Consider the following 21,432-nt stretch of genomic DNA (forward strand, 5'->3'; position numbering starts at 1 on the left):
TTTCCATGCCTCGCTTTGCCAAATCGCTCTTCGGACAGGTGGTCATCGCACTGGTGATCGGCGTGCTCGTCGGCCTCTTTGCGCCCGAGTTCGCCGCCAAGCTCAAGCCGCTGGGTGACGGCTTCATCAAGCTGATCAAGATGATCATTCCCGTGCTGGTGTTCTGCGTGGTGGTGCATGGCATCGCCGGCGCGGGCGACCTCAAGCGCGTGGGCCGGGTCGGCGTGAAGGCGCTGATCTACTTCGAGGTGCTGACCACCATCGCGCTGGCGATGGGCCTGGTGCTGGCCTTCGTGTTCGAGCCGGGCGTGGGCATGAACGTCGACCCCAAGGCGCTGGACGCCAGCGCCATGAGCGCCTACGCCTCCAACGCCGACAAGCTCACCAGCGGCGGCACGGTCGAGTTCCTGATGAAGCTCATTCCCACCACGGTGGTGGCCGCCTTCGCCACGGGCGACGTGCTGCAGGTACTGCTGTTCGCGGTGCTGTTCGGCTGCGCGCTCTCCCTGCTGGGCGATCGCGGCGCGCCGGTGGCGGCCGTGGTCGACGCGCTCTCGCTGGTGCTGTTCAAGATCATGGGGATCATCATCAAGCTGGCCCCGCTGGGCGTGCTGGGCGCCATTGCCTTCACGGTCGGCAAGTACGGCATCGGCTCGCTCAAGCAGCTGGGCATGCTGGTCGCCCTCTTCTATGGCGCGGTGCTGGTCTTCGTGTTCGTGGTGCTGGGGCTGGTGATGCGCATGTCGGGCTTCAGCCTCTGGAAGCTGCTGCGCTACCTGCGCGAAGAACTCGCCATCGTGTTCGCCACCACCTCGTCGGACAGCGTGCTGCCGCAGATCATGGCCAAGCTGCGCCGCATGGGCATCCGCGATTCGACGGTGGGCCTGGTGATTCCCACGGGCTACTCGTTCAACCTCGACGCGTTCTCGATCTACATCACGCTGGCGGCCGTGTTCATTGCACAGGCCACCAACACGCCGATCTCGATGGCCGACCTGCTGACCATTTTGGCGATCGCGCTGGTCACCTCCAAGGGCGCGCACGGCGTGCCGGGCTCGGCGATCGTGGTGCTGGCCGCCACGCTGCATGCGATTCCGGCGATTCCCGCCATCGGCCTGGTGCTGGTGCTGTCGGTCGACTGGTTCATGGGCATCGCCCGCGCGCTGGGCAACCTGATCGGCAACTGCGTGGCCACCGTGGCGATCGCCGCATGGGAAGGCGACATCGACCGGGAGCGTGCGCATGCCGTGCTCGACGGCACCTATTCGCCCGATGACGAGCCGCTGGCCGAGGCGCCCGTGGTAAACACCGGCACCGCCGCTTCCACCGCCCACTGAAAAAAATGCCCGCCGACGTCAGCCCCACCGCCATCGCCGAACGCGTCGTCGAGGCCATCCTCGCGCAGAAGCTCGCGCCCGGCGACCGGCTCGGCGAGCAGGCGCTGGCCGAGAACTTCTCGGTCAGCCGCACCATGGTGCGCGAGGCGCTGATGCAGCTGCAGGCACGCGGGTTCGTCGAGGTGCAGTCGCGCCGCGGCTGGTACGTGGTGGAGCCCTCGGCCGAAGAAGCGCGCGACGCCTTCTCGGCCCGCCGCATCGTCGAGGCCGGCATCCTGGCCGCGAGCGAAGGCCGGCCGCTGGGCCAGGTGATCCGCAAGCTGCGCGATCACATCGCCGACGAGCAGCGCGCCATCGAAGGCGCCGACGCCGCCACGCGCGCCTTCCTGCTGGCCGACTTCCATGTCTGCCTGGCCGAGCAGATGGGCCACCAATTGCTGGTCGACGTGCTGCGCGACCTCACGGCGCGCACCACGTTGGCGGCCACGCTCTACCAGTCGAAGCACGAGGCCGGGCAGTCGTGCGCGGAGCACGGCGCGATCGTCGCGGCGCTCGAGGCCGGCAACATCGAGCAGGCGCGCCAGCTCATGCTCGACCACATCGGCAATGTCGAACGCGCGCTGGAGGTCGACGCCACCGCCGAGCCCGATGCGCCGAGCCGGCTGCGCGCCACGCTCGCGCCGGTGGCGCTGCCGCGTGCCGCCAGACGTTGAAGCTGTGCATTTGTGCCGCCATCAGCTATCGATTGCATAGCTGACACCTGCCGCCGGCCCTGCGCCTGCGGCGTTTTTCCTTGGCAACCCTGTTGCGCCGCACAAGGGCGCGCCGGCTGACACGGCGGCGGGTTCCGGCTCGGCTACAGTCCGAGACACTTATGAACTCTCCCCAACTCCAGCGCGGCGTCTTCCTCGCCCTGCTTGCCGCCGTCACCGTCGCCTTTCTGTGGGTGCTGATGCCGTTCTTCGGCGCGGTGCTCTGGGGGGTGGCGCTGGCAATTTTGTTCACGCCGCTCTTCAAGTGGCTGCTCAAGAAGATGCCGGGCCGGCGCAACGTGGCCGCGATGTCCACGCTGGCGATCTGCCTCTTCATCGTGATCCTGCCGCTGGCGATGGTGGGCGTGTCGCTGGTGCAGGAGATCGCGCTGATCACCCAGAGCATCCGCTCGGGCCAGATCAACTTCGCGGCCTACTTCCAGCAGATCCTGAACGCCACGCCGCAGTGGCTGCTGAACATCGTGGAGCGCTTCAACCTGGGCGACATGGCGGCCTGGCAGGCGCGCGTCTCGGCCATCGCGGGCCAGGCCAGCCAGCTCATCGCCAGCCAGGCGCTGGCCATCGGGCAGAACACCTTCGACTTCGTGGTGAGCTTCTTCGTGATGCTCTACCTGCTGTACTTCCTGGTGCGCGACGGCACGTCGCTGTCGAAGACCATGCGCGACGCGCTGCCGCTGGCCAAGCCGCACACGCACTACCTGCTGAACAAGTTCACCACCGTGATCCGCGCCACCGTGAAGGGCAACGTGGCCGTGGCCATCGCGCAGGGCACCATCGGCGGGCTGGCCTTCTGGTTCCTGGGCGTGCAGGGCGCGCTGCTGTGGGCGGTGCTGATGGCCTTCCTGTCGCTGCTGCCGGCCGTGGGCGCGGCGCTGATCTGGGGCCCCGTGGCCATCTACTACCTGGCCACCGGGCACTTCTGGCAGGGCGGCGTGCTGATCTTCATCGGCGTGTTCGTGATCGGCCTGGTCGACAACATCCTGCGCCCCGTGCTGGTGGGCAAGGACACGCAGATGCCCGACTACATCGTGCTGATGTCCACCATCGGCGGCATGGCGATCTTCGGCATCAACGGCTTCGTGATCGGGCCGGTGATCGCGGCGCTGTTCATGGCGGCCTGGAGCCTCTTCGCGGACTCGGGCCATGTGGGCACGGGGCACGCGGTCGAAGAGGCCGCGCAGGCTCCGAAGGACGGGCAGGACAAGGCCTGACACCGGTCGCGGCCCTTCCCGGGCCGCGGCGTTCGCTCCTTCTGCGCGCATTTCGCGCGCGCAATCACGCATTCCGTCGCATGACGCTGGGCACCGCCCGGCGACTGCGGGATCGTCGGGCCCTCCACCCACCACGAGGCCTGCCATGCACCTTCCCGCTTTCCTCTCCCGCCCCGCCGCGCGCGGCCTGATCGCCGCTGCCGCGCTCGCCCCGCTCGGCGCCCTGGCCGCCGACCTGAACCTGCGCATCGCCGACGGCCCGGCCGCCGGCGCCACGCTCTACGTCGCGCTGTACAACGACGCCGCCAGCTACGCCGAGAGCAAGGCCGTCGCCTCGCAGACCGCGCCGATGCGCGAAGGCAAGGCCCGCTTCGTCTTCACCGACCTGGCGCCGGGCCGCTACGCGCTGCGGGTGTTCGCCGACGAGAACGGCAACGGCAAGCTGGACACCAACCTGGTGGGCATGCCGATCGAACGCTACGGCTTCTCAAACGACGCCAAGGGCAACCGCGGCGCGCCCGACTTCGAGGCCGCGGCGTTGCGCATCGACGCCGACGCCCAAGCCGTCATCCACCTGCGCTGAGGAGACACGGCCATGGAACGACGCGAACTCCTGCGCCTGCTGGCCACGGCCGGTGCCCTGCCCCTGCTCGCCCCGCTGGCGCGCGCCGCCGGCACCACCGACGACTGGCAAGCCCAGTTCGAAGCCGCCGACGTGCCCTGGAAGATCGGCTTCGCCACGCCCCCGGGCGACCTGCCGCTGACCCGCGCCACCGTGCGCGGGCGCTTTCCCGATGCCGTCGCCGGCACGCTGTTTCGCATCGGCCCGGCCGGCCACGACCTGGGCGGCGAGCGCTACCACCACTGGTTCGACGGCGACGGCATGGTGCATCGCTTCGTCATCGAAGGGGCCGACGTGCGCCACCAGGGTCGCTACGTCGCCACGCCCAAGCGCGTGGCCGAGGTGAAGGCCGGCCGCCACCTCACCGAAGCCTTCGGCACCATGCCGCCGGGCGTGGAGCCGCCCACCTCGGCCGACGCCATCAACGTCGCCAACACCAGCGTGCTCCCGATGCAGGGCGAGGTGCTGGCGCTGTGGGAAGGCGGCTCGGCCACGCGCATCGATGCGCGCACGCTCGACACGCTGGGCGTGAAGACCTGGCGCGCCGACCTCGCGGGCATGCCCTTCTCGGCCCACCCCAAGGTCGACCCGGACGGCACGGTGTGGAACTTCGGCGTGAGCTCGGGCCAGAGCCTGCTGGCGCTGTACGAGATCGCACCCGGCGGCGCGCTGCGCCGCGCGGCCGTGGTGCCGGTGCCCGAGCTGCCGATGGTCCACGACTTCGCCGTGACCGCGCGGCACCTCGTTTTCCTGATGCCGCCGCTGGTGTACGACAGCAAGCGCAAGGAGGCCGGCGCGAGCTTTCTCGACGCCCACGTCTGGCGGCCCGAGCTCGGCATGCGCGCGCTGGTGGTCGACAAGCAGGACTGGGACAAGCGCCAGCTGTTCGAGCTGCCGGCCGGCTTCCTGTTCCACGTCGGCAATGCCTGGGAAGAAGACACGCCGCGCGGTGCACGCATCCACATCGACTACGTGCGCACGCAGAACGCCGAGTCGGTGTTCACCAGCAACCGCGAGGTGATGCGCGCGCGCCGCGTGCGTCGCAACGAACCGCGCCTGACCGTCGCCACGCTCGACCTGGGCACCGGCAAGGCCACGCAGCGGGAACTGCCGCTGGAAGCCGAGTTCCCCCGCATCGACCCGCGCCGCGTCGGCCTGCGCCACCGCCAGGTGGTGCACGCCACGCAGACGCGCGCCGATGTGCCCGGCTTCGGCGCCGTCGCGCGCACCGACATCGAGAGCGGACGCAGCCAGCGCTTCAGCTACGGCGCGCAGGCCATCGTGGAAGAGCACGTCTTCGTGCCCGACGGCGCCAAGGCCGGCTGGGTGCTGGGCACGGCGCTGGACTTCGGCCGGCAGCGCACGGTGCTGTCGTGCTTCGCCGCCGACCACCTGGCCGCCGGGCCGGTGGCGCAGGCGACGCTGCCCTACGCGCTGCCGTTGGGGTTGCACGGTGCCTTCGTGAAGGCCTGAGCGTCCGACCGCTGCGGGCCACGCGCACATGGGTCCGCAGCGGTAGCCCGTTCAGGCGGCCTTTGCGATCGGGATCGTCATGCCCCGGTGCACCTCCGCCTCGCCGTGCCTGGCCAGCAGCTGCATCAGGTGCTTGCGGATCAGCATGCCCGGCCGGTCGGACTCCATCGAATACTCCACGCCGCGCCGGCGCGTGTCGACCAGCGCGTCGGGGTCGGTCGATTCGAGGATGTCCTTGTCCTCGCGCGTGATTTCCTCGTCGAAGTCGATCAGCATCTGCGCCGCGCAGTCGGCCTCGGTGTCGTTGCGGAACAGCCATTGGCACAGCTGCATGCGCCCGTCGTCGATGGGCGTGAAGCAGTTGATGATGATGTGGCGGATGCCGCTCGGGTACTCGATGTCGAGGCGGCGCGCGAACGGCAGGAAGTAGGCGTTGCGCATGTGGCGCGTGGTGATCGCGTCGGTCACGCCGCTGATCGCGTGGAACTTCGCCGGGTTGGTCGCTTCGATCACCGTCTCGGCGTAGAAGCCCGACTCGTTTTCCACCAGCTCGTACCTGCTCGGCTTCGGGCTCGCGGCCACGCCGAAGGTGGCGCGGTGCACGAAGCTGAAGTGCGAGTTGTCGAAGGAATTTTCGAGCGCGCGCATCGGGCTGGTCTGCCACTCTTCGTAGAACTGGAAGATGGTGCGGTAGCCCGGATCGTCGAACTCGGGAATGACCGGGATGTCGGCGATGGGCGCTTCCAGCGCCACCCAGGCGTAGCCGTAGCGCGCGGTGCAGGGGTAGGCCGTGGTCTTGTACTCGGGCGAGATCTTGCGCTCGGGCTCGTACTGCGGGATGCGCACCACCTGGCCGCTGCGGTCGTAGGTCCAGCCGTGGTAGCCGCACTGGATCGCGCCCTGCCCGCAGGCCTTGCCTTCGGCGTCCACGCACCAGCCCTTCGAAAGCTTGGCGGTGCGGTGGCAGCAGCGGTCGCGCAGGGCAGCCGGCTGACCGTCGGCGTCGAGAAAGAGAACGATGTCTTCGCCCAACAGCCGGAAGGGCTTGGGGCCGTGGGCCAATTCGGTGAGCGGCATGACGGCATGCCAGAACTTGCGGAAGACGGGTTGTCGGGTGACGAGCATGGGCGAACTCCTTCGATGTGCGTGTGGGACGAACGTGAAAGAGCAATTTCCTGCTTCGTCGGCATGCCGGTTGAAAAGGCATGCGCGAGGCTGAACGCTTCTACTCTGCGCCGATCGACTTGCAATTAGCGCGCCCGGATTGTGGCGCGCCCCGGTCGCGCCTCCAAGCCCCACCCGTAAATACCCGGCCATGCCCGAGCGCCGCACCCTGGCATGCCTCATGCAAGACAGCCGGCAAGAGTAGAAGCGTTCAGCAGCGCACGCACCAACCCCGTGCGCCCGCCCGGAAATTGCTCTTGAGGCGCCTCCCGCCCACGGTGGGAGGCATCCGTCAAGACCACCGACTCCGAGGCCCCACCATGCAACGCCGATCCTTCCTTGCCGCCGCTGCCACCACCCTCGCCGCCCCTGCCGTGTTCGCGCAGGGCGGCAAGCTCACACCGCTCAAGTTCACGCTCGACTTCCGCATCAACGGCCAGACCGCGCCCTTCTTCCTGGCGCAGGCCAAGGGCTACTACCGCGACGAGGGGCTGGACGTGACGATCGACACCGGCGCCGGCTCGGTCGCGTCGATCACCCGCATCGCCAGCGGCGTCTACCAACTGGGCCTGGGCGACATCAGCTCGCTGGTCGAGTTCAACGCACAGAACCCGGGCACGCCGGTGGTGCAGGCCGTGTACCAGTACTACAACCGTGCACCGTTCGTGATCATCGGACGCAAGGACCGCGGCGTGACCGGCGACTTCAAGAGCCTCACGGGCAAGAAGGTGGCGGCCGCCGCCGTCGAGTCCACGCGCCGCGCCTGGCCGATGGTGGCGCGCAAACAGGGCATGCGCGGCGACGCCTTCCAGTGGCAGACCACCGACTTCAGCGCGCGCGACAACGTGATGGTGCGCGGCGACGTCGATGCCGCCACCTACTTCCACGACTCGGCGGTCTCGCTCTTCGCGCGCATGAAGGCCGACGAGCTCTCGGTGCTCAAGTACGCGGACGCGGGCGTCAACCTGTACGGCAACGCGATCCTGGCGAGCAGCAACCTGATCGCGCAGAACCCGAAGGTGGTGGCGGCTTTCTTGCGCGCCACCAACCGCGCCATCGTCGAGACCTTTGCCAACCCGGTGCCCAGCATCGCGGCCATGCGCCAGCGCGAACCGATCCTGGACGAGAAGGTCGAACTCGAACGCTGGAGCCTCACGGCGCAGTACGTGGGCGCGGCGGACACGCGCGGCCACGGGCTGGGCGACATCCGCAAGCTCACGCTCGAACAGCAGGTCGACGAGGTGGCCGACACCTTCGGCCTGAAGACGCGGCCATCGGCCGATGCCCTCTTCAACGGCGCGATGCTGCCTGCGCGCAGCGAGCGCCTCCTTCCCGCACCCAAGGCATGAACCTTCCTGACAGCTCCCTCCCCGCCCTCCCCGAAGAAACCACGCTCGACGAGCGCGACGGCCGCTACCTGCGCAAGGCCATCGTGTGGTCGCACGCCGCGCGCCGGCGCGGCAACCGGCCCTTCGGCTCGGTCATCGTCTCGGCCGCCGGCGAAGTGCTGGCCGAGGCCGCGAACAGCAACGCAGAAACTGGCGACTGCACCGCGCACGCCGAAGTGAACGCGCTGCGCGCACTGGCCGGCCGCGGCCTCACGCGCGAAGAGCTGGCCGGCGCCACGCTCTATGCCTCGGGCGAGCCCTGCGTGATGTGCGCGGGCGCGATTTTCTGGTCGAACATCGGCCGCGTGGTGTTCGGCATCGACGCGCAGCGGCTGCGCGTGTTCCGTGGCGAACGGCAGGACCAGCGCGACGCGGAGTTGTCGTGCCGCGATGTGTTCCGTGCGTCGCCGCATCCGATCGAGTGCATCGGGCCTGCCTTGATCGACGAAGCGGCTGCCGCGCACGACGGCGCCTGGAAGACCTAGACTCGCCGCATGCCCTGGCACGCCCGTCTCCACCTCGCCTACCAAAAAGAAGCCGACCGCAGCGTCGCCCGTTTCCGCCACGACGGCCCGCTGCGCATCCTGCAGAGCCTCTACCCCGAGGGCGATGCCGTGTGCCACAACGTGCTGGTGCACCCGCCCGGCGGCCTCGTGGGCGGCGACACGCTCGACATCGACATCGAGGCCGCCGACGGCAGCCACGGCCTGATCACCACGCCCGGCGCCTCGCGCTTCTACCGCTCCGAAGGCGAGACCGCGCTGCAGCACACGCGCATCCGCCTCGCACCGGGCGCGCGGCTCGAATGGCTGCCGCTCGAAGCCATCTGCTACAGCGGCTGCCAGGCCGAGAACCGGCTCACGCTCGAGGTCGCACCGGGTGCCGAGATGATCGGCTGGGACGTGTGCGCACTCGGCCTGCCCAACGCCAACCAGCCCTTCGAACGCGGCACCTACCTGCAGCACATCGAGGCGCCCGGCGTGTGGCTGGAGCGTGGGCGCATCGATGCGAGTGATCACCGCCTGCTGCAAAGCCCGCTGGGCCTGGGCGGCCACCGCTGCCTCGCCTCGCTGTTCGTCGTGGCCGGCTCGCCGATGGCCAAGGCACGGCGCGAGGCCCTGCTGGCGCAGGCGCGCGGGCTGCTCGAAGTGCACGAACTGCACGAGAGCGCGGGCGCGACCAGCCCGCATGCGGAAGTTGTGGTGCTGCGTGTGCTCGCGCCGGTGGTCGAGCCTGCGATGCAGCTGCTGCGACAGGTCTGGCAGGCGTGGCGCAGCGAGCTGTGGCAACTGCCGGCGGCCACGCCGCGCATCTGGGCGACCTGAGGAGCAGGCGGCAATCGCCGCTACTTTCGTGTCTTCAGGCGGTAGGTGCCGTTGAACGGATACGGGGACGAACCGTTCTGCCCCACCGCCTGCACGTCGACCGTCAGCGTCTTGCCCGAGAAAACGAGCGCGCCCGTGAGGCGCGGCCTGCGCTCCTTCTCGTAGTGCTCCCGCAGTCGGAGGTCGACAGGGTGCGTGGAAGGCGCCTTCTTCTCGGCCGCCTTGTCGAATTCGCTCACCTCGTACACCGAGGCGTCGGCTGCGTCGACGCGCCCCTCGATCGACGGCACCCGGATGCGGGATTCGAGTTCGTAGCTGCGGTGGAAGATCAGCGCCACAGGGTCATGCACCATCAAGCCCCGGGTGGCGTAGAGCGTGACCTCGTAGCCGTCGGCGGTCCGGGTGACGGTCGCGTCGGGCTTGTTGCCTGTTGCCGTGCACCCGGCGAGCGCGAGCGCGCACGCGAACAGGCGCCAGGACACGGTGCGCATGCGTCGGTTCGCAGAAGAAGGAGTGGGCATGCAACGGCGCGCTCGTGAAGGAGCACCGAGTATGGCCGCGCAGCCCCCGCCATCAACCGCAGGCGATTTTTCCGGATGGCGCGCTGCGCAACCTGTTGAGAAACGCCAGCTGCACCCGGGCCGTTTCACTGCCCTGCCCGGCGGCGCGCAGCATCCACGTGCGCGCCTCGCAGCGATCGGCCTTCACGGCCGATCCGTACAGCGTGGGCCCCGTCAACAGCACCATGCCCAACATCTCCTGCGCCTCGGGATGGCCTTCGGTGGCGGCCTGGCGCAGTTGCTCGAGCATCGTGCGGTAGTCGCGTGCGGCCTGCGCTTCGAGGGCGAGCTGGTAGCGCTGCTCGGTCTGCAGGTCGACGTTCGCGTCGAAGGGCTTGGCCGCGGCGATGGCGGCGACGAGGCACAGCACGCCTGACAGGACAATGCGCCAGCGCAGCGACCAACTGGCGATCTGGTTGAGTTCGGATGACATCGGTTTGTTCTCCACGGGTTGCGTTGCACCGATGGTCCCGCGAAGGCGCGCGCAGGAGAAACTGGAATTCACGCAGGACGCCTCAGGCGCTACCTGAGCCCCCGTTCAGAACATCGCCAGCACGGCCGCATTTACCGCGTAGCCACCGGCCGTCAGGAACACGAACAGCAGCGCCCCCAGCTTGAGCGGTTGCGCCCCCGCCTTGCGCAGGCTCGCGGCGCTGGTGCGCAGGCCCATCGCGGCCATGGCGGTGGCGAGCAGCAGCGTGTCGAGCTGCACCAGCGCAGCGACGAGTGCGTGCGGCAGCACGTCGAGCGAATGCACGGCGCTCACGGCGATGAACAACACGGCGAACCATGGCACGCGCACCTGGCGCCAGCACGCGCCCAGGCTCGCCGCGCCCGGCGTCGAGGCCGCCACGCGGAACGACAGGCCCATGAGGAACGGCGCCAGCATCATCACGCGCAGCATCTTCTCGACCACCGCCGCGTTGGCCGCGCCCGGGCTGACGGCCTCGCCGACCGCGACCACCTGCGCCACCTCCTGGATGGTGGAGCCCGCGAAGAGACCAAAGGCATGTTCGCTGAGCCCGAGGTACGGATAGACCAGCGGGTACGCCACCATCGACAGCGTGCCGAACACCACCACCGTGGCGACGGCGATCGACACCTTGTGCTCTTCGCCGCGCACCACGGGCTGCGTCGCCATCACGGCGGCAGCGCCGCAGATGGCGCTGCCCGCGCCGATGAGCGCGGCGGTCTCGCGGTCCAGCCCCAGCCAGCGCGTGCCGATGCGCACGGCGAGGCCGAAGGTCAGCGCCACCATCGCCATCGCGATCAGCACGCCGGGCCAGCCGACGGCACCGATGTCGCTCAGCGAGATGCGAAAGCCGTAGAGCACGATGCCCGCGCGCAGCAAGGCGCTGCGCGCGAAGTCCACGCCCGCGCCGGTGCGCGCCGACACCGCGGGGAACACCGTGTTGCCCGCCACCATGCCCAGCGCGATGGCCAGCGTGAGCGCGCTCAGGCCCAGGTGCACCATCGGCGGCCATTCGGCCAGCAGCGCGGCGGCGGCCGCCAGCAGTGCAGACAGCAACACGCCGGGGCCGCAGCGGCGAACGAAGGAGAAACCGGGCAAGGAGGCGGCAAGGGAGGACATGGACCCGAGCTTAGGAATCGACACCCCATGAGTCAAAGACATAAACTTCACCAATGCATGAAGTTAAGTTATGACCTTGAACCTGCACCTGGTGCGCCTGTTCGTCGCCGTGGCCGAGGCGGGCAGCTTCTCGCGCGCGGCCGAGGGCCTGTGGATCAGCCAACCAGCGGTGTCCAAGGGCATCCGCGAGCTGGAGCACCAGCTCGACCTGACGCTCATCGAGCGCGGCGCGGGCAAGGGCTTGCGGCTCACCGAGGCGGGCGCGTCGCTGCTCACGCATGCGCGCGGCATCTTCGCGATGGAGCGCGCGGCGCTGGACGACGTGCGGGCGCGCGTCGGCGTGCAGCGCGGCAGCCTCACGCTGGGCGCCAGCACCACGGTGGCGAGCTACTGGCTGCCGCCGCAGATCGCGGCCTTCTGCGCCGCCTACCCGGCGGTGGTGCCGCGCGTCACGGTCGGCAACACGCAGTGGGTGTGCGAGCAGCTGCTCGAATGCCGCATCGACCTTGCGCTGGTCGAGGGCCGCGTGGACGAAGAGCGCGTGGACGTGCGCGAATGGACCACCGACCCGCTCGCCATCGTCGCGCCGCCCGACGCCGCCCTGCCCCGGCGCGGCGTGACGGCCGCGCTGCTGGGCCGGCAGAACTGGATCCTGCGCGAGCCCGGCTCGGGCACGCGCCAGGCCACCGAGGCGCTGTGCACGGCGCACGGCATCGACGCGCCGCCGTGGATGGAAATGGCGAGCAACGAAGCCATTGCGCGCACCGTGGCCAGCGGCGTCGGCATCTCGATGCTGCCGCGCGTGGTGGTGGCCGACATGCTCGCGCTGGGCACGCTGCGCGAGCTGAAGCTGCCGGGCGCGGTGCTGTCGCGGCCGCTGTACCGGCTGGCGCTGAAGAACCGGCCGCTCTCGCCGGCGGCGCTGCGGATGGCGCAGATCCTCGACGCCTCCTGAAATGAGAAAAGGGCGCATCGCATGCGCCCCTTTCTCTCTGTCATCCGCTACCCATCAGCAGCAGCGCCCCTTGCCCGCGCCGTAGCGCGCCTCGAGCCGTTCGCGGAAGAACTCCTCGTAGCTCATCGGCGCCCGGTCGGGGTGGGTGGCCGCCATGTGCGTCAGGTAGACGTCGTAGTCGGGCAGCCCGACCATGAGCCGCAGCGACTGCTTGATCGAGCGGGCGATGTAGCGCCCGGCTTCCGGCATGGCAAGGCCCATGGCGTTCTTGCGTTCGTTCAGTGGGCAGCGGACGAAGCCGCGCCCATCGCCTCGAACGGCGTCTCCTGCGTGGTCGGCCGGTGGGCCGCGCGAGCGGCCAGGCAGGCCTTGATGCTGTAGACCAGCACGCTCAGCACCACGAAGATGAACAGCGCGCACAGCGCCGCGTCGAGCCGGTCGTTGAAGACGATGCGCGACATGGCTTCGGGCGTCTTGGCCGGCGCGATCAGCACGCCGTTGGCCAGGCCGTCGGCGTACTTGGCCGCGTGCGACAGGAAGCCGATCTTCGGATCGCTCGAGAAGATCTTCTGCCAGCCCGCCGTCAGCGTGCAGGCCAGCAGCCACACGGCCGGCGCCGCCGCCACCCAGGCGTAGCGCTCGCGCTTCATGCGGAACAGCACGACCACGCCCAGCATCAGCGCCACCGCGGCCAGCATCTGGTTGGAGATGCCGAACAGCGGCCACAGCGTGTTGATGCCGCCCAGCGGATCGACCACGCCCTGGTACAGGAAGTAGCCCCAGGCCGCCACGCACAGCGCGGTGGCGATCAGGTTGGCCGGCAGCGAGTCGGTGCGCTTGAGCGCGGGCACGAAGCTGCCCAGCAGGTCCTGCAGCATGAAGCGGCCGGCGCGGGTGCCGGCGTCCACCGCGGTGAGGATGAACAGCGCCTCGAACAAAATCGCGAAGTGGTACCAGAAGGCCATCATGGCCTGCCCGCCGATCACCTGGTGAAGGATGTGGGCCATGCCCACGGCCAGCGTCGGCGCGCCGCCGGTGCGCCCGAGGATGGTGGTCTCGCCCACGTCCTTGGCCGTCTGCAGCAGCATCTCGGGCGTGACCACGAAGCCCCAGCCGGAGATCGTTGCGGCGGCCTGTTGCACCGTGGTGCCGACCAGCGCGCCCGGGCTGTTCATCGCGAAGTAGATGCCCGGCTCGATGCACGAGGCCGCCACCAGCGCCATCACGGCGACGAACGACTCGGCCAGCATGCCGCCGTAGCCGATGAAGCGCGCGTGGCGTTCGTTGTCGAGCATCTTGGGCGTGGTGCCCGAAGAGATCAGCGCGTGGAAGCCCGAGACGGCGCCGCAGGCGATGGTGATGAACAGGAACGGGAACAAGCTGCCCGACCACACCGGGCCGTTGCCCTGCGCGAACTGCGTGACGGCGGGCATCTGCAGCGTGGGCATCACGACCACGATGCCGATGGCCAGCGCGATGATCGTGCCGATCTTCAGGAAGGTCGACAGGTAGTCGCGCGGTGCGAGCAGCAGCCACACCGGCAGGCTGGCGGCCACGAAGCCGTAGCCCACGAGCATCCAGGTGAGCGCCTTGCCGTCGAAGGTGAAGGCCGGGCCCCACACCGGGTGCTGGCTGACCCACTGGCCGCCGAAGATGGCCGCCATGAGCAGCACGAAGCCGATCACCGACACCTCGCCGATGCGGCCCGGGCGGATGTAGCGCAGGTACACGCCCATGAACAGCGCCACCGGAATCGTCGCGGCCACCGTGAAGCTGCCCCACGGCGATTCGGCCAGTGCCTTCACCACGATCAGGGCCAGCACTGCCAGGATGATGATCATGATCATGAAGGTGCCGAACAGCGCGATCATGCCGGGCACCACGCCCATCTCCTGCTTGACCAGATCGCCCAGCGAGCGGCCGTCGCGGCGCGTGGAGATGAACAGGATGATGAAGTCCTGCACCGCTCCCGCGAACACCACGCCCGCCAGCACCCACAGCAAACCGGGCAGGTAGCCCATCTGCGCGGCGAGCACCGGGCCCACCAGCGGGCCGGCTCCCGCAATGGCCGCGAAGTGGTGGCCGAACAGCACGTTCTTGTCGGTCGGCACGTAGTCCAGGCCGTCGTTGTGGCGGTGCGCGGGCGTCTTGCGGTTGGCGTCCAGCCCCAGCACCTTGTCGGCGATGAACAGGCTGTAGTAGCGGTAGGCGATCAGGTAGGTGCAGAGCGCGGCGGTCACGACCCACAGGGCGTTGATGCTCTCTCCCCGGCTCAGGGCGACGGTGCCCAGCGCAAAAGCGCCGAGCACGGCCACGGCCAGCCACACCAGATGGCGGCGAATGTTGGGCATGCGGATGTCTCCTCGATATGAACCGGGCGAGTGTTCCCCGCCCGCCGCCGGGCCGCATCCGTCGGACTGCGCGGGCTGGCCGGGTGGAATTGCCTAATGGATAACCCCTATCCACGCCCGGATCGCCTCCGCCGGACCGCCGCGGGAAGCACCGCAAATCCGTTGCGCTCACATTAGATGTGATAAATTCACATTCACTAACAATGTGAAACATCTCTGACGAGTCCACGATGACCCAGCATTCGCAGGCGCGCACAAGCGGCGGCTTCACATTGATCGAGGTCATGATCACGGTGGTCATCGTGGCCATCCTGGCGTCGATCGCGCTGCCCAGCTACCGGCAGTACATCGTGCGATCGAAGCGCTCGGCGGCCCAGGCGCAGATGATGGACATCGCCAACCGGCAGCAGCAGTTCCTCATTGCCAACCGCAGCTACGCCGACAAGACGGCGCTGACCACCAGCGGCTACAGCCTGCCCGCCGAGGTCAGCAGCAACTACAGCTACGACGTCACGCTGCAGGATTCCGGCCCGCCCACCTTCACGATCACCTTCACCGCGATCGGCAGCCAGGCGGGCGACGGCAACCTCGGGCTCACCAGCGAAGGCGTGAAGACGCCGCCCGAAAAATGGTGAGCCCCGCCCTGCGGCGCCAGCGCGGCGCCACGCTGATCGAGGTGCTGGTCACCCTGCTCGTGCTGGCCTTCGGCCTGTTCGGCCTTGTCGGCCTGCAGGCCCGGCTGCAGGCATCCGAGATGGAGTCGTACCAGCGCTCGCAGGCGCTGATCCTGCTCAACGACATGGCCAACCGCATCGCCATCAACCGCCGCGTGGCGGCCAGCTACGCCACCAGCGCGCCGCTGGGCGGCACCGATGCCTGCCCCACCGGCACCGGCACGCGCCAGCAGATCGACGCCAGGGAGTGGTGCAACGCGCTGCAGGGCGCGGCCGAGTTCTCGGGCAACGACAAGCTGGGCACTGTCATCGGCGGGCGCGGCTGCGTGCAGGACATGGGCAACAACGAGTACCTCGTGACCGTCGCCTGGCAAGGCCTGGGCCCGATCTCGGCGCCGCCCGCCGGCGTGGCCTGCGGCAAGGACCTCTACGACACCGGCACCAAGTGCATCAACGACCTGTGCCGCCGCACGGTGACCACGCTCGTGCGCATCGGATCGCTCTCATGAACCCGCGCCCCACCGCACGCCGCGCCCAGCGCGGGCTGACGCTGATCGAGCTGATGGTGGCCATCACCATCATGCTCATCGTGATGGCCGCGCTGCTCACGCTGTTCCTCAACGTGAGCGGCTCCCAGCGCGAGATGGAGCGCGTCAACCGCCAGATCGAAACCGGGCGCCTGAGCATCTTCGTGCTCGAGAACGAGATCTCGCACGCGGGCTTCTGGGAAAACTACATGCCCGAATTCGACGACCTCACGGTCAGCGCCGCGCCCACGCACGTGCCCACCGGCGCCGTGCCCGACCCCTGCCTGGCCTACTCGGCCGCGAACTGGACCGAGGACTACAAGCGCCAGCTGCTCGACCTGCCCGTGCAGGTCTACAGCAGCGTGCCGGCCACCTGCACCGACCTGCTGACGCACCACAAGACCGGCACCGACATCCTCGTGGTGCGCCATGCCGAAACCTGCCTGCCCGGCACGCTCCATTGCGACGCCGACGTGGCCGGCGCGATGTACTTCCAGTCGTCGCTGTGCGGCACGCAAAAGCCCTCGTCGTTCGACCTCTCGACTGGCGTCTTCGACCAGATGTTCCTCAAGGACTGCACCACCCCTTCGCCCAAGCGCAAGCTGGTGGCCGACATCTACTACGTGCGCGACTACGCCGAGGCCGAAAACGACGGAATTCCCACGCTGGCACGCTCGCGCTTCGACCTGGTGGGCGGCACGCTCGCGCAGCAACCGCCCACGGCGCTGATCGAAGGCGTCGAGGGCTTTCGCGTCGAGCTCGGCCTGGACACGCTGAGCAAGACCGGCGCCGCCGTCAACTACGCCCAGGCCATCGCCTGGGCCGACCCGGCGAACAAGTCCACCCCGTCCAACCGCGGCGACGGCAGCCCCGACGGCGCCTTCGTGCACTGCGGCGCGACCTGCACCGCCGACCAGCTGGTCAACGCGGTGGCCGTGAAGCTGTATGTGCTCGCGCGCGCCACCGCCATCTCGCCGGGCCACACCGACACGCGCAGGTACCAGATGGGTGCCGTGGCGCTCGGGCCGTTCAACGACCACTACAAGCGGCACGCGTTCGCGACCACCGTGCGCCTGACCAACGTCACCGGCCGGAGGGAAACGCCATGAAGCCACGCGTGCACGCCGGCCGCTCCACCCAGACCCAGCGCGGCGCCGCGCTGATCATCGGGATGATCATGCTGCTGCTGATCACGCTCGTGGTCACCGCCGCCTTCAACCTCAGCGGCGCCAACCTCAAGGCCGTGGGCAACCTGCAGACCCGCAACGAAGCCGTGGCCGCCGCCAACCGCGCGATCGAGGAGGTCGCGGCCAGCCTGCTGGTGCCCGGCAGCGACGGCACCCCGTCGCTCGCGCCGCCGCAGGGCACCGTGAGCATGGTCGACATCAACAACGACGGCGTGGACGACTACAAGGTCACCATTGCCCCGCCCGTGTGCGTGCGCGCCACCAAGGCCGTCGACAGCAGCGGCGGCGGCAGCACGGGCCCGGGCGGCATCACGGGCGGCGCGTCCAGCAGCGGCTCCGGGCTTGCGGCCCTGCCCGACCAGTACAACGCCGTGTGGGACATCAGTACCACCGTGACCGACACCACCCCCGGCGCCACCGGCACCTCGACCTCCGTGCGCCAGGGCGTGCGGGCGCTGCTCAACAAGGCGCAGTTCGAAGCGCTGTGCGCGCCGCCACCTGCCGCACCAGCCGAACCTGCGCCTGTCCCCCCTTGAACCACGACGATGAACGGGCCCCCGCCATGACAAGAAAACTACTCACCACGCTGTGGGCCGCCGTGCTGCTCGCGTTGCCGATGCAGGCTGCGCAGGCGGAGGACATCGATCTCTTCGTGGGCTACAACCCCGCCGTCACCCAGGCCCCGAACGTGCTGTTCGTGCTGGACAACACGGCCAACTGGAACCAGCCCTTCACCGCCGAGCTCAACGCGCTCGCCAGCGCCTTCGAAAGCCTGCAGGCCGACAAGTTCAAGGTCGGCCTGATGATGTTCACCGAGACCGGCCAGGGCAATTCGAACAGCGACGGCGGCTACGTGCGCGCCGCGGTGCGCACGCTCGACAGCGGCACCAAGCTCAAGTACGGCGCCATGATCCGCAGCCTGGACAAGGTGGCCGACAAGTCCAACGGCGGCAAGGCCGGCAAGACCATGGCGGAGGTCTACCGCTACCTGGCCAGCGCCGCGCCCATCGCCGGCAACGGCAAGGTCAAGACCGACTACACCGGCAACGTGAGCGGCACCGCGGCATCGAAGGCCATCTACGCGCTCACGCGCAACGCCCTGGCCAGCGTCAACGCCAGCACCTATGTCGGCCCGAGCACCGAGAACTGCATCGGCACCTTCGTCATCTACATCAGCAACGGCGCAGCGCAGGACAACAACAACGACAACCAGCTCTCCAACGAAGCCCTGCGCGCCGCCGGCGGCAGCACCGCCCAGATCACGCTCAGCCCCAGCGGCTCGCAGGACAACACGGCCGACGAATGGGCGCGCTTCCTGCAGACCAGCATGGGCGTCAAGGTCTACACCATCGAGGCCGCCAAGGCCACCCAGGGCCAGGGCCCGGGCTGGAGCGCGCTGCTGCAGAGCATGGCCAAGCAGAGCAACGGCGAGTACTACGACCTCTCGAGCAAGCCCGAACTCGGCGCCGCGCTCGGCGAGGCGCTGGACGACATCTTCAGCAAGATCCAGTCGGTCAACAGCGTGTTCTCCTCGGTGAGCCTGCCCGTGAGCGTGAACACCCAGGGCACCTACCTGAACCAGGTGTTCGTGGGCATGTTCCGCCCCGACGAGAACGCCTTTCCGCGCTGGAACGGCAACCTCAAGCAATACAAGCTCGGGCTGGACAGCAGCAGCCAGCTGATCCTGCAGGACGCGGACGACAAGAACGCGGTGAACAACCAGACCGGCTTCATCGCGCCCTGCGCGCGCAGTTTCTGGACACCCGCCGCCAGCGACAGCGACGCCTACTGGAGCTTCCGGCCGTCCGGCGACTGCCTCAAGAAGGAAGCCGCGGACAGCCCCGACGGCAACGTGGTGGAAAAAGGCGCGCAGGGCTACATGCTGCGCGGCGTCGTGCCGGCCGTGCGCAACATGAAGACCTGCGCGGCGGGCAGCTGCACCGCGCTCACCGCCTTCGACGACGCCAACACGGCCATTACCACGACCGCGCTCGGCATCGCCGCGGACGCGACCGCGGACCGCACCAAGCTCATCAACTGGGCGCGAGGCCTGGACAACAAGGGCGACGAACGGCCCAACGCCCAGGGCAACCCGGTGCCCTCGAGCGCCATGCGTCCCTCGGTGCACGGCGACGTGGTGCACTCGCGCCCGGTGGCCATCAACTACGGCACCGACGCCTCGCCCCAGGTGGTGGTGTTCTACGGCGGCAACGACGGTGTGCTGCGCGCCATCAACGGCAACCGCAACACGGCCATCGGCGGGGCCGCCGCAGGCTCCGAGCTGTGGTCGTTCATGCCGCCCGAGTTCTACGGCAGCCTCAAGCGGCTGTACGACAACACCACGCGCATCAACTTCCCCGGCCTGCCCGTCAGCCTGGGCACAGTGGCGCCCAAGCCCTACGGCATGGACGGCGCGGTCGCGGCCTACCGTCAGGGCAGCACCGCCTGGCTCTACGCCAGCATGCGCCGCGGCGGCCGGCTGGTCTACGCCTTCGACGTCTCGTCGCCCGCCGCACCCACGCTGAAGTGGCGCAAGGGCTGCCCCAACCAGAACGACGACACCGGCTGCGACACCGGCTTCGAAGGCATCGGCCAGACCTGGTCGGCGCCGAAGGTGCTGCGCGCCACCGGCTACGGCAGCGGCAGCAGCCCGCTGCTGGTCTTCGGCGGCGGCTACGACAAGTGCGAAGACGTCGACACCAACAGCGCCGCCCAGGCCTGCGGCACCGGCGTGAAGGGCAACCGGATCTACGTGCTCGACGCCAACACCGGCGCGCAGCTCAAGGTGTTCACCACCGCCCGCCCCGTGGTCGGCGAAGTGACGGTGGTCACCGACACCCTGGGCGTCGCCACCATCGCCTACGCAGCCGACCTGGGCGGCAACGTCTACCGCATCGCCATCGGCAGCGCGGCCCCGTCCGCCTGGGCCATGACCCAGATCGCCTCGCTCGGCTGCGACACGGTGACCACCTGCACGCCCAACCGCAAGTTCATGTTCGGCCCCGACGTGGTCGCGGACAACGGCGCCTACGTCGTGCTGCTGGGCTCGGGCGACCGCGAGAAGCCGCTGCGCCACTACAACGTCGCGCTCGGCGTGGCCAACCGCTTCTACATGCTGGTCGACAAGCCCACCGACGCCACCTGGCTGACCAGCGAGGCCGACCGCTGCGGCACCGGCAACGAGGTGCTGTGCCATACCTCGCTGCAGGCCATCACCGACGCGAGCACGCCGAGTTCGTCCGACCTCGCCACCAAGAAGGGCTGGTACCTCGGGCTCGCAGCGGGCGAGCAGGTCGTGACCGGTTCGGTGACCGCCTACGGCGTCACCACCTTCAACACCCACACGCCCACCAACCCCAACACGCAGTCGTGCCGGGCCGACCTGGGCACCGCGCGGGTCTACAACGTGTCGTACGTCAACGCGGCCGCCCAGGGCACCAACGGGCGCTTCCAGAACGTGGTGGGCGGCGGCCTCGCGCCCACGCCGGTCGTGGGCCGCGTGCAGCTGGACGGCGATGGCGGCATGCGCGACGTGGTCATCGGCGCCAACCCCGACTCCTTCCTCAGCCCCAAGGGCACCGCGCCCAAGGCCGCCTTCAAGCAGCCCAAGGGCCGGGTCTACTGGTTCATCCAGAAGTAACGCCGTGCACCCGCGCATGCGCAACCACCACCCCAGGCAGGCCCGCACCCGGCCGCGCGGCTTCACGCTCATCGAGCTGATGGTCACGCTGGCCGTGCTGGTGGTGCTGATCGCCATTGCCGTGCCCTCGTTCGACGGCATCCGGCTGTCCACCCGCCTGAGCAGCTACAGCACCGCGCTGGTCGCGGGCAGCCAGCTGGCGCGCAGCGAGGCCATCAAGCGCAACGCCCCCGTCACCCTGTGCGCCTCGGCCAACGGCACCAGCTGCAGCACCAACGGGCAGTGGGAAGCCGGCTGGATCGTGCGCAGCGACACGCAGGTGCTGCGCGTCGAGCCCGCGGCCGCCAGCGGCTACCGGCTGCGCGAGGCCGGCGGCGCCAGCGCCGTCGTGTTCCAGGCCACCGGCCTGGGCGCCGGCCAGAGCCGCATCACCATCTGCCGCGCCACCCCGAGCGCCGACCAGTCGCGCGCCGTGAGCATCAGCGCCACAGGGCGCACCACCGTCACCCGGGCGAGCGGCGGCACCTGCGCCGCGACCTGACCCGGGCCGGCCGAGGGGGTCCGCCGGACGAACGACAATAGGGCCCTGTGGCAAGCCCGGGCGCCGGTCCCGCCTCTCTTGCCTTGACGACCTTCACCAGGAACAACGCTCCC

At 69.2% G+C, this 21,432-nt stretch carries 21 protein-coding genes; 15 read left to right on the forward strand and 6 right to left on the reverse strand.

What is annotated here, in order from left to right; genetic code table 11:
- Positions 1 to 5: 5 nt before the first annotated feature.
- The 5 genes from VBO01S_RS06305 to VBO01S_RS06325 all read left to right on the forward strand — a co-directional run bounded on the left by VBO01S_RS06305 (position 6) and on the right by VBO01S_RS06325 (position 5,416).
- Positions 6 to 1,337 carry a C4-dicarboxylate transporter DctA gene (locus tag VBO01S_RS06305; RefSeq protein WP_062472092.1) on the forward strand — a complete coding sequence of 444 codons (1,332 nt, stop codon included), beginning with the start codon at positions 6 to 8 and terminating at the stop codon, positions 1,335 to 1,337.
- Between the two features lie 5 nt (positions 1,338 to 1,342).
- Positions 1,343 to 2,050, forward strand: a complete 708-nt coding sequence (locus VBO01S_RS06310) for a GntR family transcriptional regulator (RefSeq protein WP_062472095.1) — start codon at positions 1,343 to 1,345, stop codon at positions 2,048 to 2,050.
- A 161-nt stretch (positions 2,051 to 2,211) separates the two neighbouring features.
- Entirely contained in the window at positions 2,212 to 3,321 is a 1,110-nt protein-coding gene (locus tag VBO01S_RS06315) for an AI-2E family transporter (protein ID WP_062472098.1), read from the forward strand.
- A gap of 145 nt (positions 3,322 to 3,466) precedes the next feature.
- Complete coding sequence (locus VBO01S_RS06320; protein ID WP_062472101.1) at positions 3,467 to 3,904, forward strand: DUF2141 domain-containing protein; 438 nt, start codon at positions 3,467 to 3,469, stop codon at positions 3,902 to 3,904.
- A gap of 12 nt (positions 3,905 to 3,916) precedes the next feature.
- The gene (locus VBO01S_RS06325; RefSeq protein WP_062472104.1) at positions 3,917 to 5,416 is read left to right on the forward strand and encodes a carotenoid oxygenase family protein; all 1,500 of its coding nucleotides are present in this window, start codon (positions 3,917 to 3,919) and stop codon (positions 5,414 to 5,416) included.
- Positions 5,417 to 5,467: 51 nt separating this feature from the next.
- Here VBO01S_RS06325 and VBO01S_RS06330 read toward each other — a convergent pair whose 3' ends face one another.
- Positions 5,468 to 6,541, reverse strand: a complete 1,074-nt coding sequence (locus VBO01S_RS06330; protein WP_062472107.1) for an aromatic ring-hydroxylating dioxygenase subunit alpha — start codon at positions 6,539 to 6,541, stop codon at positions 5,468 to 5,470.
- A 359-nt stretch (positions 6,542 to 6,900) separates the two neighbouring features.
- Here VBO01S_RS06330 and VBO01S_RS06335 point away from each other — a divergent pair, with 359 nt between their 5' ends.
- The 3 genes from VBO01S_RS06335 to VBO01S_RS06345 are packed head-to-tail and all read left to right on the forward strand — an operon-like array spanning position 6,901 to position 9,293.
- Positions 6,901 to 7,929 (forward strand): ABC transporter substrate-binding protein, encoded by a 1,029-nt coding sequence (locus VBO01S_RS06335; RefSeq protein WP_062472109.1) that lies wholly within the window; start codon positions 6,901 to 6,903, stop codon positions 7,927 to 7,929.
- Positions 7,926 to 8,453: a nucleoside deaminase gene (locus VBO01S_RS06340; RefSeq protein WP_062472111.1), complete on the forward strand. Its 528-nt coding sequence runs from the start codon at positions 7,926 to 7,928 to the stop codon at positions 8,451 to 8,453. Before VBO01S_RS06335 ends, VBO01S_RS06340 begins: the two co-directional genes overlap by 4 nt.
- 9 nt (positions 8,454 to 8,462) lie before the next feature.
- Positions 8,463 to 9,293, forward strand: coding sequence for an urease accessory protein UreD (locus VBO01S_RS06345; protein ID WP_062472114.1), 831 nt, complete (start codon positions 8,463 to 8,465; stop codon positions 9,291 to 9,293).
- A 20-nt stretch (positions 9,294 to 9,313) separates the two neighbouring features.
- Here the strand turns inward: VBO01S_RS06345 and VBO01S_RS06350 are convergent, their stop codons facing one another.
- The 3 genes from VBO01S_RS06350 to VBO01S_RS06360 all read right to left on the reverse strand — a co-directional run bounded on the left by VBO01S_RS06350 (position 9,314) and on the right by VBO01S_RS06360 (position 11,444).
- Positions 9,314 to 9,784, reverse strand: a complete 471-nt coding sequence (locus VBO01S_RS06350) for a hypothetical protein (RefSeq protein ID WP_062472116.1) — start codon at positions 9,782 to 9,784, stop codon at positions 9,314 to 9,316.
- Between the two features lie 82 nt (positions 9,785 to 9,866).
- Positions 9,867 to 10,286: an SEL1-like repeat protein gene (locus VBO01S_RS06355; RefSeq protein WP_062472119.1), complete on the reverse strand. Its 420-nt coding sequence runs from the start codon at positions 10,284 to 10,286 to the stop codon at positions 9,867 to 9,869.
- A 105-nt stretch (positions 10,287 to 10,391) separates the two neighbouring features.
- Positions 10,392 to 11,444 carry a YeiH family protein gene (locus tag VBO01S_RS06360; RefSeq protein WP_062472122.1) on the reverse strand — a complete coding sequence of 351 codons (1,053 nt, stop codon included), beginning with the start codon at positions 11,442 to 11,444 and terminating at the stop codon, positions 10,392 to 10,394.
- 70 nt (positions 11,445 to 11,514) lie between these two features.
- On the opposite strand from VBO01S_RS06360, the gene VBO01S_RS06365 reads away from it, so the two are divergent.
- The gene (locus VBO01S_RS06365) at positions 11,515 to 12,399 is read left to right on the forward strand and encodes a LysR substrate-binding domain-containing protein (RefSeq protein WP_216850721.1); all 885 of its coding nucleotides are present in this window, start codon (positions 11,515 to 11,517) and stop codon (positions 12,397 to 12,399) included.
- Positions 12,400 to 12,453: 54 nt separating this feature from the next.
- Here the strand turns inward: VBO01S_RS06365 and VBO01S_RS06370 are convergent, their stop codons facing one another.
- On the reverse strand, positions 12,454 to 12,660 hold the full coding sequence (locus VBO01S_RS06370) for a YbdD/YjiX family protein (protein WP_062472123.1): 207 nt from the start codon (positions 12,658 to 12,660) through the stop codon (positions 12,454 to 12,456).
- Positions 12,661 to 12,677: 17 nt separating this feature from the next.
- On the reverse strand, positions 12,678 to 14,750 hold the full coding sequence (locus VBO01S_RS06375) for a carbon starvation CstA family protein (RefSeq protein ID WP_062472126.1): 2,073 nt from the start codon (positions 14,748 to 14,750) through the stop codon (positions 12,678 to 12,680).
- A gap of 230 nt (positions 14,751 to 14,980) precedes the next feature.
- Between VBO01S_RS06375 and VBO01S_RS06380 the strand changes: the two genes are divergently transcribed.
- Genes VBO01S_RS06380 through VBO01S_RS06405 form a run of 6 tightly spaced genes read left to right on the forward strand, consistent with a single transcriptional unit; the run spans position 14,981 to position 21,319 of the window.
- Positions 14,981 to 15,385, forward strand: coding sequence for a type IV pilin protein (locus VBO01S_RS06380; protein WP_062472129.1), 405 nt, complete (start codon positions 14,981 to 14,983; stop codon positions 15,383 to 15,385).
- Positions 15,379 to 15,933, forward strand: coding sequence for a prepilin-type N-terminal cleavage/methylation domain-containing protein (locus VBO01S_RS06385; RefSeq protein WP_062472131.1), 555 nt, complete (start codon positions 15,379 to 15,381; stop codon positions 15,931 to 15,933). The genes VBO01S_RS06380 and VBO01S_RS06385 overlap by 7 nt, the downstream gene beginning before the upstream one ends.
- A complete protein-coding gene (locus VBO01S_RS06390) occupies positions 15,930 to 17,060 on the forward strand; it encodes a PilW family protein (protein WP_062472134.1) in 1,131 nt (376 codons plus the stop codon). Before VBO01S_RS06385 ends, VBO01S_RS06390 begins: the two co-directional genes overlap by 4 nt.
- Entirely contained in the window at positions 17,057 to 17,674 is a 618-nt protein-coding gene (locus tag VBO01S_RS06395; RefSeq protein WP_062472137.1) for a pilus assembly PilX family protein, read from the forward strand. Before VBO01S_RS06390 ends, VBO01S_RS06395 begins: the two co-directional genes overlap by 4 nt.
- A 26-nt stretch (positions 17,675 to 17,700) precedes the next feature.
- Positions 17,701 to 20,778 carry a pilus assembly protein gene (locus tag VBO01S_RS06400; RefSeq protein WP_062472140.1) on the forward strand — a complete coding sequence of 1,026 codons (3,078 nt, stop codon included), beginning with the start codon at positions 17,701 to 17,703 and terminating at the stop codon, positions 20,776 to 20,778.
- Between the two features lie 4 nt (positions 20,779 to 20,782).
- On the forward strand, positions 20,783 to 21,319 hold the full coding sequence (locus VBO01S_RS06405) for a GspH/FimT family pseudopilin (protein WP_255221061.1): 537 nt from the start codon (positions 20,783 to 20,785) through the stop codon (positions 21,317 to 21,319).
- Positions 21,320 to 21,432: the final 113 nt, after the last annotated feature.

It is taken from the genome of Variovorax boronicumulans NBRC 103145 (genome assembly GCF_001591345.1).
GTDB classification, from domain to species: Bacteria; Pseudomonadota; Gammaproteobacteria; order Burkholderiales; family Burkholderiaceae_C; genus Variovorax; species Variovorax boronicumulans.

Bases quoted from the DNA above. Each gene is read 5' to 3' on its own strand.
- VBO01S_RS06305 (WP_062472092.1), top strand. From the start codon at position 6: ATGCCTCGCTTTGCCAAATCGCTCTTCGGACAGGTGGTCATCGCACTG.
- VBO01S_RS06310 (WP_062472095.1), top strand. From the start codon at position 1,343: ATGCCCGCCGACGTCAGCCCCACCGCCATCGCCGAACGCGTCGTCGAG.
- VBO01S_RS06315 (WP_062472098.1), top strand. From the start codon at position 2,212: ATGAACTCTCCCCAACTCCAGCGCGGCGTCTTCCTCGCCCTGCTTGCC.
- VBO01S_RS06320 (WP_062472101.1), top strand. From the start codon at position 3,467: ATGCACCTTCCCGCTTTCCTCTCCCGCCCCGCCGCGCGCGGCCTGATC.
- VBO01S_RS06325 (WP_062472104.1), top strand. From the start codon at position 3,917: ATGGAACGACGCGAACTCCTGCGCCTGCTGGCCACGGCCGGTGCCCTG.
- VBO01S_RS06330 (WP_062472107.1), bottom strand. From the start codon at position 6,541: ATGCTCGTCACCCGACAACCCGTCTTCCGCAAGTTCTGGCATGCCGTC.
- VBO01S_RS06335 (WP_062472109.1), top strand. From the start codon at position 6,901: ATGCAACGCCGATCCTTCCTTGCCGCCGCTGCCACCACCCTCGCCGCC.
- VBO01S_RS06340 (WP_062472111.1), top strand. From the start codon at position 7,926: ATGAACCTTCCTGACAGCTCCCTCCCCGCCCTCCCCGAAGAAACCACG.
- VBO01S_RS06345 (WP_062472114.1), top strand. From the start codon at position 8,463: ATGCCCTGGCACGCCCGTCTCCACCTCGCCTACCAAAAAGAAGCCGAC.
- VBO01S_RS06350 (WP_062472116.1), bottom strand. From the start codon at position 9,784: ATGCGCACCGTGTCCTGGCGCCTGTTCGCGTGCGCGCTCGCGCTCGCC.
- VBO01S_RS06355 (WP_062472119.1), bottom strand. From the start codon at position 10,286: ATGTCATCCGAACTCAACCAGATCGCCAGTTGGTCGCTGCGCTGGCGC.
- VBO01S_RS06360 (WP_062472122.1), bottom strand. From the start codon at position 11,444: ATGTCCTCCCTTGCCGCCTCCTTGCCCGGTTTCTCCTTCGTTCGCCGC.
- VBO01S_RS06365 (WP_216850721.1), top strand. From the start codon at position 11,515: ATGACCTTGAACCTGCACCTGGTGCGCCTGTTCGTCGCCGTGGCCGAG.
- VBO01S_RS06370 (WP_062472123.1), bottom strand. From the start codon at position 12,660: ATGGGCCTTGCCATGCCGGAAGCCGGGCGCTACATCGCCCGCTCGATC.
- VBO01S_RS06375 (WP_062472126.1), bottom strand. From the start codon at position 14,750: ATGCCCAACATTCGCCGCCATCTGGTGTGGCTGGCCGTGGCCGTGCTC.
- VBO01S_RS06380 (WP_062472129.1), top strand. From the start codon at position 14,981: ATGACCCAGCATTCGCAGGCGCGCACAAGCGGCGGCTTCACATTGATC.
- VBO01S_RS06385 (WP_062472131.1), top strand. From the start codon at position 15,379: ATGGTGAGCCCCGCCCTGCGGCGCCAGCGCGGCGCCACGCTGATCGAG.
- VBO01S_RS06390 (WP_062472134.1), top strand. From the start codon at position 15,930: ATGAACCCGCGCCCCACCGCACGCCGCGCCCAGCGCGGGCTGACGCTG.
- VBO01S_RS06395 (WP_062472137.1), top strand. From the start codon at position 17,057: ATGAAGCCACGCGTGCACGCCGGCCGCTCCACCCAGACCCAGCGCGGC.
- VBO01S_RS06400 (WP_062472140.1), top strand. From the start codon at position 17,701: ATGACAAGAAAACTACTCACCACGCTGTGGGCCGCCGTGCTGCTCGCG.